The organism is Nonomuraea montanisoli, assembly GCF_013363975.1.
Lineage (GTDB): Bacteria > Actinomycetota > Actinomycetes > Streptosporangiales > Streptosporangiaceae > Nonomuraea > Nonomuraea montanisoli.
The window spans coordinates 204261-217200 of sequence record NZ_JABWGN010000006.1 but is presented as its reverse complement, the minus strand read 5'-3'; the positions used below and the strand labels follow the sequence as shown (position 1 = coordinate 217200).

At 73.3% G+C, this 12940-nt stretch carries 17 protein-coding genes; 5 read left to right on the top strand and 12 right to left on the bottom strand.

The window, feature by feature from the left end; genetic code table 11:
• Positions 1-15: 15 nt before the first annotated feature.
• Positions 16-273, bottom strand: a complete 258-nt coding sequence (locus tag HTZ77_RS16565) for a hypothetical protein (RefSeq protein WP_175590490.1) — start codon at positions 271-273, stop codon at positions 16-18.
• A gap of 222 nt (positions 274-495) precedes the next feature.
• Between HTZ77_RS16565 and HTZ77_RS16560 the strand changes: the two genes are divergently transcribed.
• Together HTZ77_RS16560 and HTZ77_RS16555 are read left to right on the top strand one after the other, a co-directional pair.
• Positions 496-1476, top strand: a complete 981-nt coding sequence (locus HTZ77_RS16560; RefSeq protein ID WP_175590489.1) for a GbsR/MarR family transcriptional regulator — start codon at positions 496-498, stop codon at positions 1474-1476.
• Positions 1473-2294: an alpha/beta hydrolase gene (locus HTZ77_RS16555; RefSeq protein ID WP_175590488.1), complete on the top strand. Its 822-nt coding sequence runs from the start codon at positions 1473-1475 to the stop codon at positions 2292-2294. Before HTZ77_RS16560 ends, HTZ77_RS16555 begins: the two co-directional genes overlap by 4 nt.
• A 10-nt stretch (positions 2295-2304) precedes the next feature.
• Here HTZ77_RS16555 and HTZ77_RS16550 read toward each other — a convergent pair whose 3' ends face one another.
• Entirely contained in the window at positions 2305-2910 is a 606-nt protein-coding gene (locus HTZ77_RS16550; protein WP_328808619.1) for a TetR/AcrR family transcriptional regulator, read from the bottom strand.
• Positions 2911-3082: 172 nt separating this feature from the next.
• Between HTZ77_RS16550 and HTZ77_RS45285 the strand changes: the two genes are divergently transcribed.
• On the top strand, positions 3083-4510 hold the full coding sequence (locus HTZ77_RS45285) for a serine/threonine-protein kinase (protein ID WP_205302733.1): 1428 nt from the start codon (positions 3083-3085) through the stop codon (positions 4508-4510).
• Positions 4511-4626: 116 nt separating this feature from the next.
• Here the strand turns inward: HTZ77_RS45285 and HTZ77_RS16540 are convergent, their stop codons facing one another.
• Positions 4627-5679 carry an aldo/keto reductase gene (locus HTZ77_RS16540; protein WP_175590487.1) on the bottom strand — a complete coding sequence of 351 codons (1053 nt, stop codon included), beginning with the start codon at positions 5677-5679 and terminating at the stop codon, positions 4627-4629.
• Positions 5680-5804: 125 nt separating this feature from the next.
• On the opposite strand from HTZ77_RS16540, the gene HTZ77_RS16535 reads away from it, so the two are divergent.
• A complete protein-coding gene (locus tag HTZ77_RS16535) occupies positions 5805-6209 on the top strand; it encodes a MerR family transcriptional regulator (RefSeq protein ID WP_175590486.1) in 405 nt (134 codons plus the stop codon).
• Positions 6210-6251: 42 nt separating this feature from the next.
• Here the strand turns inward: HTZ77_RS16535 and HTZ77_RS16530 are convergent, their stop codons facing one another.
• From HTZ77_RS16530 to HTZ77_RS16500, 7 genes are all read right to left on the bottom strand, one after another.
• Positions 6252-6863, bottom strand: a complete 612-nt coding sequence (locus HTZ77_RS16530) for a TetR/AcrR family transcriptional regulator (RefSeq protein WP_175590485.1) — start codon at positions 6861-6863, stop codon at positions 6252-6254.
• 78 nt (positions 6864-6941) lie between these two features.
• Positions 6942-7154: a hypothetical protein gene (locus HTZ77_RS16525; protein ID WP_175590484.1), complete on the bottom strand. Its 213-nt coding sequence runs from the start codon at positions 7152-7154 to the stop codon at positions 6942-6944.
• A 41-nt stretch (positions 7155-7195) separates the two neighbouring features.
• Positions 7196-8167, bottom strand: coding sequence for a helix-turn-helix transcriptional regulator (locus tag HTZ77_RS16520; RefSeq protein WP_175590483.1), 972 nt, complete (start codon positions 8165-8167; stop codon positions 7196-7198).
• Between the two features lie 53 nt (positions 8168-8220).
• Positions 8221-8982 carry a TSUP family transporter gene (locus tag HTZ77_RS16515; RefSeq protein WP_175590482.1) on the bottom strand — a complete coding sequence of 254 codons (762 nt, stop codon included), beginning with the start codon at positions 8980-8982 and terminating at the stop codon, positions 8221-8223.
• Between the two features lie 150 nt (positions 8983-9132).
• A complete protein-coding gene (locus HTZ77_RS16510; RefSeq protein ID WP_175590481.1) occupies positions 9133-9546 on the bottom strand; it encodes a DUF7144 family membrane protein in 414 nt (137 codons plus the stop codon).
• A 162-nt stretch (positions 9547-9708) separates the two neighbouring features.
• Complete coding sequence (locus HTZ77_RS16505) at positions 9709-10068, bottom strand: STAS domain-containing protein (RefSeq protein ID WP_175590480.1); 360 nt, start codon at positions 10066-10068, stop codon at positions 9709-9711.
• Between the two features lie 25 nt (positions 10069-10093).
• Positions 10094-10438 (bottom strand): STAS domain-containing protein, encoded by a 345-nt coding sequence (locus HTZ77_RS16500; RefSeq protein WP_175590479.1) that lies wholly within the window; start codon positions 10436-10438, stop codon positions 10094-10096.
• Between the two features lie 177 nt (positions 10439-10615).
• Between HTZ77_RS16500 and HTZ77_RS16495 the strand changes: the two genes are divergently transcribed.
• Positions 10616-10933, top strand: coding sequence for a helix-turn-helix transcriptional regulator (locus tag HTZ77_RS16495; RefSeq protein WP_175590478.1), 318 nt, complete (start codon positions 10616-10618; stop codon positions 10931-10933).
• Positions 10934-11037: 104 nt separating this feature from the next.
• On the opposite strand, the gene HTZ77_RS16490 is transcribed toward HTZ77_RS16495, so the two are convergent.
• Positions 11038-12249 (bottom strand): cytochrome P450, encoded by a 1212-nt coding sequence (locus HTZ77_RS16490; protein ID WP_175590477.1) that lies wholly within the window; start codon positions 12247-12249, stop codon positions 11038-11040.
• A complete protein-coding gene (locus tag HTZ77_RS16485; RefSeq protein ID WP_175590476.1) occupies positions 12231-12899 on the bottom strand; it encodes a TetR/AcrR family transcriptional regulator in 669 nt (222 codons plus the stop codon). Before HTZ77_RS16485 ends, HTZ77_RS16490 begins: the two co-directional genes overlap by 19 nt.
• Between the last annotated feature and the right edge of the window lie 41 nt (positions 12900-12940).

Genomic DNA, 12940 nt, shown 5'->3' with positions numbered 1-12940 from the left:
CGGGACCGTCCCGGGCTACTTGGGGAGGCCGACCGCGTTGGCGGCGTCGGCCTCGAAGTACTCCGTCACGGCGAAGGGGGCGGTGGGCCCCTCGACGATGGCTCTGACGCCGTCGATCGAGTCGTGGACGATGACGTTCACCGCCTTGGTGCCATCGGCCCCGGCCACGGCCAGGACCCACCGGGCGCCCTTGGGCAGCCGGCCGTACGCCTCCTTGAGCGCGGCCCAGAACCCGTCCCCGTCGGAGATCGTGGAGATCGCCATCACGTGCATCGTCGCTTCCTCTCTGTCGCTTTCCCGGAGTTTCCGGGCAACGAAAAGCTACATTGCGTTTTATGAAGCGTCAACGCGATGGCCGAACGAAATCCACGTCTGAACAGGTCACAGCAGGCAATCGTTGCAACCGCCTTGCCGGGTAATGCAACCCGCACCCGCCGCTCCGTTGCAATGTAGTGTGGATGAACGCCACCACGTCCACCCGCAGGAGGCCGGCCGATGCCCGGAGCCAGACTCACCCACGAGGACCGCCGGCTCATCGCGGCCTGGCTCGCCGAAGGGCTCGGGTACGCCGAGATCGCCAGGCGCCTCGGCAGGCCGACCTCCACGATCAGCCGGGAGGTCGCGCGCAACGGCCTCCACGGCGGCTACCTCGCCGACCGCGCCCAGCAGGCCGCCGGGCGGCGCGCCCGCCGGCGCGGGCCGACCGGCGGGCCGCAGGCGGAGCCGCCGATCGACGGACGGCCGTCCGAGGAGGTGCGCGCGTTCGTGGACGAGCTGGCGGTCTCGCTGGCGGGCACCGGGCTGACCCGGATGGCCTCCCGGGTGTTCGCCTGCCTGATCACCTCCGACACGGGGAGCCTGACGGCCGCCGAGCTGGTACGCCGGCTCCAGGTCAGTCCGGCGTCGGTGTCCAAGGCCATCGCCGCCCTGGAGGTGATCGAGCTGCTGCGGCGCGAACCGGACTCCCGGGGGCGGCGCGAGCGGTACGTCGTCGGCGAGGACGTCTGGCGGCGGGCCTGGAGGGCCGACACCGGGGCGCACGCCGAGGTGGCGGAGGCCGCCCGGCGCGGCGCCGGCGTCTTCGGCGCCGGCACCCCCGCCGGGATCCGGCTGGGCCGGATGGGCCGGTTCTTCGCCCAGATCAGCGAGCACATGGACGGCGGCGGTCTCACCGAGGCCGTCGTGCTCGACGCGCTGACGGTGCTCGCCGCGCTGGTGCACGCCGGCCGGCCGCTCACCCGGGACGAGCTGGCCGCCGCGCTGGACTGGCCGCCCGGGCGCGTCACCGCCGCCGTGGACGCCGTCGAACGCCGCCCGATCATCGCCGACCCGCTCGCCGTGGAGCGCACCGGCTCCGGCGCGTACACCGTCGTGGCGCGGCCGGACCGCCTCAGCCCGGCCCAGCGCGAGGCCCTGGTCAGCCCGCATGCCGCTAGTCTTGATCGGTCCCCGGCGAGTGGAGAGGCCGCCTCATGACCGTTCCCGACGTGTCGGCGCTGCGCGAAGGCACGCGCCTGCGGGCCGCCGCCCGCCCCCGAGGCCCCGAGCTGGCGCGCGTGGAGGACCTCCGCGGGCCGGGCGGGCTGCCGCTGCGCCACTACCGGCCGTCGGAGCAGGCGCGGCCGCTGATGGTCTTCGCGCACGGCGGCGCCTTCGTCATCGGCGACCTCGACACCCACGACCGCACCTGCCGGCGCATCGCCGAGACCTGCGACGTCGAGGTGCTGGCCGTCGACTACCGGCGCGCCCCCGAGCACCCGTACCCGGCGGCCGTCGAGGACGTGGCCGCGGTGCTGCGCTGGGCGCGCCCGGCGGCGGTGGCCGGTGACAGCGCCGGCGGCTACCTGGCGACCATGGCCTGCCTGCGGTTGCGCGACGCGGGCGAGCCGCTGCCCGGCCTGCAGATCCTCATCTGCCCCAACACCGACCTGACGCTCTCGCAGCCGAGCGTCGCCGAGAAGGGCTCCGGTCACTCGCTGGACGCCGACTTCCTGGAATGGGCGGTCGCGCTGTGGACGCCCGATCCTGCGGGCCGCGCGCACGCCAGCCCGCTGCTCACCGCGGACCTGTCCGGCATGCCGGACACGCTCATCGTGACCGCCGAGCACGACGCGCTGCGCGACGAGGGCGACGCCTACGCCCGCCGGCTGGCGGAGGCCGGGGCCCGCGTGCGGCACCGGCAGGAGCCGGGCCTGGAGCACGGCTTCATCCAGAACATGGACCTGACCTCGGCCGAGGCCGCCGCCGCCCACGACCGCCTGTTCGCCGACATCGCCGCCATGATCCCCCGGTGAGGGCGGACCGCTAGGAGTCCGGCCCCCGCACGGACTGCCAGACCCGATCGGGCAGCAGCCTGGCGGCCTCGTCGAGGTCGATGCCGGGCACCCCGGCCAGCCAGCGGCGGACGGTCTCGGCGACCGGCCCGATCACGAGCATCTCGATGAGCGCGGGCGGAAGGTCCTGGATGCGGCCCGCCGCGACGTGCGGCGCGAACCACGCGGCCATGGCCTCCATCCGCTCCGCCTTGCCGGCCCGCATCCGTTCGGCGTGCGGAAGGACGTGCCCCGCGTACGGCGACACGAGCAGGAAGTGCGCTTGTGCCCGGTGCTCGGCGGCCCAGCGCAGGTAGCCGACGACCAGGGCGCGGATGCCGGTGCGGGCGGTGCGCGTCGCCCGCAGGGCCGCTCCGAGGTGGTCGAGCAGATCGGCCATGCAGCGGCTCCACACCTCCGCGGCCAGGACGTCGAAGCTGCCGAAGTGGTGGTAGAGGCTGCCCACGCTCACGCCGCCGGCCTCGACGACGGCGGTCAGCGTGAAGCGCTCGGGGCCGCCCTCGGCGTAGACCGCCATCGCGGCCTCCACCAGTTGCTCGACGGTCTCCCGGCCGCGCGCCTGCTTCGCCGACCTCACGCCGCATTCCTCCGTATCGATTGACAACCGGAGAGCCTATCCAAAAAACTCTTCTAGAAAAATTCTCTAGCAAGGGTCTGGTTCGCCGCCGGGGGCCGGTCCCGCCGAGGAGGACCGCGATGCCCGAGCGAGACCGCGAGACGAACGACGCTCCGCCCCCGCAGAGGAGCCGGTGACCGCCGTGATCCATGCTCTACGGGCGGGCGACGCGTCCGAGATGGGGCCGTACCGGCTGGTGGGACGGCTGGGCGGCGGCGGGATGGGCGAGGTGTTCCTGGGCCGCTCGCGCGGCGGGCGCCCGGTCGCGGTCAAGGTGGTGCGCCCGGAGCTGGCCGGGGACGCGGACTTCCGGCGCCGCTTCGCCCAGGAGGTGGAGGCGGCCCGCAAGGTCGGCGGCTTCTACACCGCCCAGGTGATCGACGCCGACACCTCCGCCGCGCGGCCGTGGCTGGCCACCGCCTACATCCCCGGACCGTCCCTGGACGAGGCGGTGAGCCGCCACGGCCCGCTGCCGGCCGCGTCGGTCGCCGTCCTGGGGGCGGGCCTGGCCGAGGGGCTCGCCGCCGTCCACGCCTGCGGGCTCGTGCACCGCGACCTCAAGCCGGGCAACGTGATCCTGGCCGAGGGCGGTCCCCGCCTCATCGACTTCGGCATCGTCCGCGCCCTGGACCTCGTCGGCCAGACCCACTCGCGCATGGTGGTGGGCACCCCGGCGTTCATGTCGCCCGAGCAGGCCCGGGGCCACGCGGTCGGGCCGCCGTCCGACGTGTTCGCCCTCGGCAGCGTGCTGGCCTACGCCGCGACCGGCCGCAGCCCCTTCGGCTCCGGCCACGGCGAGGCGCTCGGCTTCCGGATCGTGCACGAGGAGCCCGATCTGTCCGGGATCCCGGACGACCTCGCCGACCTGATCACCACCTGCCTGGCCAAGGAGCCGGCCGGGCGCCCCGACGTCCCCGCCGTCATCGACCGGCTCGCCGACCCCTCCGCTGACCCGCCGTGGTGGCTTCCCCTGGACGTCACGAGGATGATCACCGAACGCGAGACGGCGATCCTCACCCCGCCCCCGACCACACCCCCCACGCCGACGGAACCGCGCACCCCGGCCCGGAGGAAGCTGCCGCCGTGGCAGGCCGCCGGCGCCGCGCTGGTGACGCTGTCGCTGCTCGCCCTGGCCCTCGTGGGTCTGGACGACGAGTTCGACACCGTCATGGGAGCGATCGACGGCACGGGGTTCGAGCAGGTCTTCGACGGCCCGCCGGGGGTGCAGGACGAAGGTGTCACGGCGGCCTCGGTTCTCACCGTCCTGACGCTTCTGGGCTGCTGCTTCGTCCTCGGCGCCCTGTCCGCCCAGGTGGCCGGGCGGGCCGTCGCCCCCGTGGCCGACGCCATCGGCAGCACCCTGCGCACCACCGTGGTCACCGCGGCGTCCGTCGCGGGCCTCGCCGCCCCGCCCTTCGCCTGGACGGGGCTGGCCGGTCTCCTGAGTGAGTGGATGTCGCCGATGACCGCGCTGTGGGTCGCGCTGGCCGCCGTCGCCGTCGCCCTGGCCATCGGGCTCGGCTGGAACGCCGAGGCCGTGAAGGCCCGCGAGACCGGCTGAGTCGCCGCGGCCGGACGAGCGGTCAGTCCCGTGGCGGTTTCTGGCCGGCCTTGTCGACGACAGCCACGGCGGCGCGGGTCATCACGACGTCCGCGTCCTGCGCCGGCCCCGGGGAGTCAGACCGCGGCGGCGCGGTCGGCGGCCGGGCGGCGGCGCAGCGAGGCGTCGGTCAGCACCCGCGGCCGCCACGCCCCGTCGGCCTGGTAGAGGTCCGTGCCGGGCGGCACGATCGCGTCGATCCGGTCCAGCGTCTCGTCGTCCAGCGTCAGCGACGCCCCCTTCAGCAGCGACTCCAGGTGGTCCATGGTCCGCGGCCCGATGATCACCGAGGTGACGCCCGGATGGGCCACCGGGAACGCCACGGCCAGCTCCGGCAGCGAGCAGCCGACGCTCTCGGCCACGGCCGCCAGCTCCTCGACGGCGTCGTACTTGGCCGCGTTGCCCGGCAGCGCCGGGTCGAAGCGGGCGGGCGTGAGCGCGGCCCGGCCCGTGGACAGATCCGCCGCGCGGCCCTTGCGGTACTTCCCGGTCAGGAAGCCCGAGGCCAGCGGGCTCCAGGTCAGCACGCCCATGCCGTACCTCTGGCAGAGCGGCAGCACCGCCGTCTCGGCCCCGCGGCGCAGCAGCGAGTACGGCGGCTGCTCGGTGCGGAAACGCATGAGGCCGCGCCGCTCGGCCAGGTGCCGCGCCTCCGCGATCTCCTCGACCGGGAACGTCGAGCAGCCGAACGCGCGGATCTTGCCCTCGCGCACCAGGTCGGTCAGCGCCCACAGGGTCTCCTCCAGGTCGGTCCGCTCGTCGAAGCGGTGCACCTGGTACAGGTCGATCCAGTCGGTGCCCAGGCGGCGCAGGCTGGCCTCGACCTCCCGGACGATCCAGCGGCGCGAGGCGCCCCCGCGGTTGGGGCCCTCGCCCATCGGGAAGTACACCTTGCCGGCCAGCACCACGTCGTCGCGGCGGCCCTTGAGCGCCTTGCCGACGATCTCCTCGGACTCGCCCGCCGAGTACATGTCGGCGGTGTCGACGAAGTTGACGCCGCGGTCGAGCGCCGCGTGCACGATGCGGACGCAGTCGTCGTGGTCGGGGTTGCCGACGGCGCCGAACATCATGGTGCCGAGGCAGTGGACGCTCACCTCGATGCCGGTGCCGCCGAGGACGCGATAACGCATGCACGTGCTCCTTGTGCGAAGAGAAGGGGGGTCACCGGCCCGCTCCCGACGCGGCCGGACGCGTCGCACGCTAGCCCCTAGAGGCGGCTCTAGGTCAACTTCCGCCGATCGCTATGCTGGCCCGCATGCCGGATTCCGCCGCCCCCGGGCTCACGATCGGCCAGGTCGCCGAGCGGACCGGGCTGAGCGTCCACGCCCTGCGCTTCTACGAGCGGGAGGGCATCCTCGCCCATCCGGTACGGCGGGAGGCGGGCGGGCGGCGCGTGTACGCCGAGCGCGACGTGGAGTGGCTGTCCGTGTGCGTCGTCCTGCGCGCCTCCGGCATGCCGTTGCCGGACATCCGCGCCTACACCGACCTCGTCCGCCAGGGGCCGGGCAACGAGGAGCAGCGCCTCGTGCTGATGCGCCGGCACCAGGAGCGGGTGCAGGAGCAGATGGCGCGCCTCAGCGAGAGCTACGACCTGATCAGCTACAAGGTGCGGGTGTACGAGGACCGGGTGGAGCAGGCGGGCGAGGCGCACGCCTGCTGACGCCCCCGTGGCGCCCCGCCGGGCCGCGTGGCGCGCGGCGGGTCAGCCGCACTCGGGCATGAGGACGGCCGTCTGCTCCGGCGTCAGGGGCGGCACCGGCAGCGGCCGGGAGTCCGAGGCCGCGGAGGCGCGCAGGCCGTCGAGCGTCAGCGCGAGGTGGCGGCGCCAGGCTCCGGGCGCGACGCGGAACGTCGCCCGCACGGTCGCGGCGATGCCCCAGGTCACGAACGCCATGTCCTCCAGCGTGACGTCCGCGCGGAGCTGCCCGGACGCGTGGGCGCGATCGACGATGCGCCGCATCAGGCTGTAGCCCCCGGCGGGGTCGCCCGCGGCGGCGCCGCGGACGGCGACGTCGTTGTAGCCGAGGTCGGCCGCCTGCAGCTCGCACACGCCGGTCAGGAACGCCACGAACCCGTCCCAGGCGTCGTCGGCGGTCAGCGCCTCCTCGGCCAGCCGGGCCACCACGGCCATCCGGTCCTCGAACACCGCGTCGACCAGCGCCTGCCGGGTGGGGAAGCGGTTGTAGAGGGTGCCGATGCTGACGCCGGCCGTGCGGGCGATCTCCTCCAGCGGCACGTCGAGCCCCCGGTCGGCGAACAGCGACCTGGCCGCCCGCAGGAGGCGCTCGCGGTTGTGCACGGCGTCCTTGCGCATGGACCCGATCCTAACGAAGGTGAGGCGCCTCTCAGGTTGCGGTCCGGCGGCCGGTGGCCGGCCCGGCGGGCGGGAGGGTCAGCGCCGGCCGTACTTCTTGTGGACGGCCTGCTTGCTGACGCCGATCGCGTCGGCGATCTGCGCCCAGGGCAGCCCGGCCACCCTCGCCCTGCGGACCTGAACCGCCTCCATGCGCTCGATCTCGTGGCGCAGCGCGGTGGTGGCCTGCAGCGCCACCAGCGGGTCGTCGTCCTGCGCCTGCCGCATGAGGGAAGCCAGGTCGTTCGTCATGCCCCAACGGTAGACGAACCCGCGGGGAAACCTCTCATCCGTCAGCCGTACATCTTGGCCAGCTCGGCGACCGCCTCGGCCATCAGCTCGCGCAGCTCCGGCGGCCCCACCACCTCCACCAGCGCGCCCATGCGCAGCAGCATCCAGCGGCCGTGCCGCAGCGACTCGACGGGCACGGTCAGCGTGCGCCAGCCGTCGGCGTCGGCCGGCCCGGCCTCCTCCATCGCGGCGGCCACGACGTCGCCGCCCATCGTGTACGAGAACAGGCCGTCGGCGCCGGGGGCCAGCCGGACGACGGCCTCGGCGGTGTACATGCGCTCGCGGAACTCCTTGGCGTACGCGTGCCAGAACTCCGTCAGGTCGAAGCCCTCGGGCCGCTCGAAGCGGCCGGGCAGCGTCTCCAGCGTCAGGACCCGCGAGACGCGGTAGGTGCGCGGCGTCCCGCCGGGCGGGGCGGCGACCAGGTACCAGGAGCCGCCCTTCAGGACCAGCCCGTACGGGTGGACCATCCGCTCGACCTCCTGGTTGCCCCAGCGCCGGTAGGTCATCCGGATCGGCCGCAGGTCCCACACCGCCTCGGCCACCGCGCTCAGGTGGGGGGCCTCGTCCGGGCCGCGGTACCAGCCGGGCACGTCGAGCAGGAAGCGCTCGCGCATGCGCGAGGCGTACGAGCGGGGCTCGGGCGGGAGGGCGGCGAGCAGCTTCAGCTCGGCGGTGGCCGCCACGTCGGCCAGGCCCAGCTCGGCGGCCGGGCCGGGCAGGCCCGCGAGGAACAGCGAGGACGCCTCCTCGGCGGTCAGGCCGTTCAGGCGGGTGCGGTAGCCGTCGAGGAGCTGGTAGCCGCCGGCCGGGCCGCGGTCGGCGTAGACGGGCACGCCGGCGGCGGACAGCGCCTCCACGTCGCGGTAGACGGTGCGGACGGACACCTCCAGCTCCTCGGCCAGCTCGGTGGCGGTCATGCGCCCGCGCGTCTGCAGGAGCAGGAGGAGGGACAGGAGGCGGCTGGCGCGCATGCCGCCAGTCTAGGGACGGCCGGCGCCCCCGCGCGGGCCCCCGGGAGCGTCAGTCAGGTGAACTGCTGCCAGCCGAGCCGGATCACCATGGCCACGACGACGACCAGCAGCACGATCCGCACGAATCCCGTGCCGCGCCGCAGCGCCATCCGTGCCCCGACCTGCGCGCCGGCGATGTTGCACAGCGCCATGCCGAGCCCGAGGCCCCACAGCACGTGCCCCTGCCAGGCGAAGACGAACAGCGCGCCCAGGTTCGTCGCGGTGTTGATGATCTTGGCGGACGCCGACGCGGAGACGAAGTCGAGGCCGAGGATCGTGGTGAACGCGATGATGAGGAAGGTCCCGGTGCCGGGGCCCATGATGCCGTCGTAGAAGGCGACGCCGACGCCCGCGACCGTCACGGCGGCCGTGATCCGGCCGCGGGTACGCAGGTGGGGCTGCGGCACGGCGCCGAGCGCGGGCCGTAACGTCACGAAGGCGGCCACGGTCAGCAGCACCGCCATCACGACCGGTCGCAGCACCTCGGCGGAGACGGCGGCCGCGGCCGAGGCGCCGAGGCCGGCGCTGACCACGGCGAGCCCGGCGCCGGGCAGCGCCACCTGGCGGTCCAGCTTGGTGGTTCGGGCGTAGGCCACGGCGGCGGACGCCGTCCCGAACACGGACGACAGCTTGTTGGTGGCCATGGCCGGGACGGGCGGCACCCCGGCCAGCATCATCGCCGGGAGCTGGAGCAGTCCGCCGCCGCCCACGACCGCGTCGACCCATCCCGCGCCGGCCGCGGCCACCAGCAACACGAGCACCTGTTCCAGCGGCACGCCACTCCCCCGACCGACGACTCAACCCAGATCAACCGAGACGAGGTTATACGTCGGCTTTCATCCGCTTTCCCCCGCCCTGGGCGCGGACACGGAGAGGCCCGGCACGCGGTGTCAGGGAGGTGACGGCCGCGCGCCGGGCGAGTGTTCTCAGCCTTCGGCCATCTCCTTCGCCTCGCGGCCGTGGACGATGAGCGCGTACAGGACGACCAGGTCCACCGCGATGACGACGAGCGACCACCAGGGGTTGACGGCGATCCAGATGAGCTGCGTGATCGCGTTGAGCATGACGAGGATGACCCCGATGACGCGCGCCCACGTCTGCCCGACCATCAGGGCGACGCCGACCACGAACAGCAGGATCCCCAGCAGCAGGTGCACCCATCCCCACCCCGTGAGGTTGAACAGGAACAGCCGCCGGGCCGTCTCGACGTAGAAGTCGCCGCTGAAGATGGCGTACAGGCCGGAGATCACGTTGAACAGGCCCGACATGATGATCATGACGGCCGCGAACCACACCCAGCCCACCCAGCCGGTGACGTGGTGCCGCGCTTGATAGGTCATGGCGAATCCCCCCGAAAGACTGCCTTCAAGCCACACTCTATCGATGACGCTGCGGAGTGCGTTATATACCGACAGTACTGATGTAGGGGCGCATGAGGCTCTTGCTGCGGTAAATGTTGTGGCTGCGGCTCTTGGTGCGGGGTGGACCGTGGGGGAGCCCGGTCAGGCGCCCTGCGCGTCCAGGGGAGCGGTGAGGGCGTGGTCGACCGTGGCGTGGATCCGCAGCACGTCGGCCGTGCCGGTGATCTCCAGGAGGCGGGCCGGCGCGGGTCGCATCCCGGCCAGGTGCAGGCTGCCCCCGGCGTCGCGGAGGAGGGCGTCGGCGGTGATGAGCACGCGCAGGCCCGGGCTGGCCATGAACGGCATCTCGCTCAGGTCCAGCACCAGCCGCTCCCCCGCGCCGGGGCACGCGCCGCGGATGAAGTCCTCGAGCTGGTCGGCGGTCACGGCGTCCACCTCGCCGCCGACGGCGATCACGCTCGCGCCGGGCAATCGCCGGGTGGTGAGGTTCAGCATGGTCATCGGGTCCTCGCGCTCTGCCGGTCGGCTACAGGGTCTGGTGGAGCATGGCCAGCAGGCGGCGCAGCTGGGCGGGCACCTCGCTCACCGTGGCCGCGCCCTCGCGGACGAGCCCGAGCAGCACGCGCACGCCGGAGACGTCGACGAACGACAGCCGCGCCGCGTCGATCACCAGCCTCCCGCCGAACCCGGCGGCCTCGCGCAGGACGCGCGCCAGGGCGGGACTGTTGGTGCGGTCGATCTCGCCGACGAGCGCGACCGAGGGCACGCCCGAGCGCTCGGCCGAGGTGACGCGCAGGAGCCCGTCGACGTACAGGACCCGGTCGTCCGCCGGGGCCTCGCCCCGCAGGAGCGGGCTGTCGCCTTTGAGCATGTCGTCGCCTCCCCTTGCCGGTCGCCCTTCTTACGGGAGATCGCCAATCTTCGCGGCGCTTCTTGTAGGCCCCAAGGGTAAGCGTGTATGAGAATACAGGAAAGATTTTTCGCTATAAAATCTTGGGCGACACCCAGCCGGGTCCAGATCTCCGCCCGGGCCTACGGAGTGAGTTTGATGGGCAACACCACCGGCGGCCAGTCCCGCTGGACCTTCCTCACCAATCACGCGCGCGTGCTGCTGGAGATCGCCCGCAATCCCGAGGTGCGCGTCCGCGAGATCGCGGCGACGATCGGGATCACCGAGCGGTCGGCGCAGGGCATCGTCACGGACCTGCGGGAGGCGGGCTACCTCGACCCCGTCCGCGTGGGCCGGCGCAACCACTACAGCATCAACGCCGACCGGCGCTTCCGGCACCACACGGAGGCCGACATGCCGGTGCGGGCGCTGATCGACATGTTCACCCACCGCGACCAGCCCGGAGCCCCCGACTGAGCGCGCGGGCGGGCCCGCCCGCCTCCGTGCGGACGGGCCCGCCCGCACGGAGGGGGGACCGTGCGGGCGGGCCCATGCCCCCTCGGCGGGGGCTCCCGGACCGTTCAGGCGGCGGTCGTGAAGCGGACCGGCATGTGCTTGATGCCGTTGATGAAGTCGGAGCGCATCCGCCGGACCGGCCCGGCGTGCTCGGCCGCCGGGAAGCGGCGCAGCAGCTCCCTGATCATGCAGGTGATCTGCAGCCGCGCCAGGTTGGCGCCCAGGCAGAAGTGCGGGCCGCCGCCGCCGAACGTCACGTGGTCGTTGGGGTCGCGCCGGATGTCGAAGGTGTACGGGTCGGGGAAGACGGTCTCGTCCCGGTTGGCCGACATGTAGAACGTGACCACCTTCTCCCCCTCGGCGATGCGCTGCCCGTGCAGCTCGGTGTCGCGCGTCGCCGTACGCCGGAAGTTGTGGATGGACGACCCCCAGCGCAGGAACTCCTCGGTGGCGGTGTGCCACAGCTTGTCGTCGCCCAGGCCGGCCGACAGCTCGCGGTAGCTGGCCGGATGCTCGATGAGGGCGTTCATGGCGTGCGCGATGAGGTTGCGGGTCGTCTCGTTGCCCGCGACGCAGAGGATGACGAAGAACGCGTCGATCTCCTCGCGGGTCAGCCGGTCGCCGTCGATCTCGGCCTGGACCAGGCTGGTGAGGATGTCGTCGCGGGGGTGCTTGCGCCGCTGCTCGACCAGGCCGTCGCAGTACTGGAAGATCTCGGCGGCGGCGATCTCCCCGTCCTCGGGGGTCGTGCGGAAGTCGGGGTCCTGGAAGCCGACCATGCGGTTGGACCACTCGAAGATCATCGCGTGGTCCTCCTCGGGGACCCCGATGAGGTCGCAGATCATCTGCAGCGGGAGGTACTCGGCGACGTCGGTGACGAACTCGACCTCGCCGCCCTTGTCGAGGACGCCGTCGGCGATGCGCTCGGCCCGGCGCCGCACCTGGTCCTTGAGCCGGGCGATCGTACGCGGGGTGAAGCCGGCGCTGACCAGGCGGCGGTAGCGGGTCTGCTTGGGCGGGTCCATGTTGAGCAGCATGAGGCTGGCGACCTCGATGAACTCCGGGGTCTGGTCGCGCAGGAACGCCGTGCCCACCTCGGTGGACCAGGTGCGGGTGTCCCGGCTGATCGCCTTGACGTCGTGGTAGCGGGTCACGGCCCAGAAGCCGGTGTCGCCGGGGATGTCGTGCCAGTGGACGGGGGCGTGGCGGCGGAGGTAGGCGAACTGCTCGTGCGGTACTGCTTGCTCCCAGGCGTCCTCTAACAGGTTGATCCGCATGGGTGCTCCCCTTTCGGCGCGAGTCGGGAGAGGTGGTGGTCGTGCGGTGGGCCGTCCGGGAGGCCGAGCAGGTCGCGCAGGCCCTCGACGACGGCCCGGGTCTCGACCGCCGGCGGGTCGAGACGGTGCTGCACCGCGCAGCCGATCAGCACCCCGAGCACGGCCGTGGCCGTCCGCTCGGGCGAGCGCCGCAGGGGCACCCCCGCCGTGTCGGCCCAGTCGGCCAGCCCTTCGGCCAGCCGGGCGCGGATGCCGGCGTACCTGCGGGCGAGGGGCTCGCCGATCTCGGGATCGCGCGCGCCGTGCAGCCACAGCTCCATCTCCAGCAGGAGCCATGACGCACCGCGATCACCGTCGTCGCGGGTGAGCACCTCGAACAGGGCCGCCAGCCGCTCGTCGAGCCCGGTGACGTCCTCGAACCCGGCGAGCAGCTCGGCCGCCGTCTGGTCCTTCCACACCTCCAGCAGGGCCAGCAGCAGTCCCTCCTTGCCGCCGAAGTGGTTGTAGAGGGCGCCGGTGGTGCGGCCGGCCGCCTCGGCCACGGCCTCGGCGGAGACGGCGTGGAAGCCCTTGCGGGCGAACAGGTCGGCGGCGGCGTCGATCAGCCGGGCGCGGGTCTCGGCCCGCCGCTGGTCCTGGGTACGGGCCACGGCCGCCTCCCGGCTGAATATCGGGTCGCCTACATATGTCT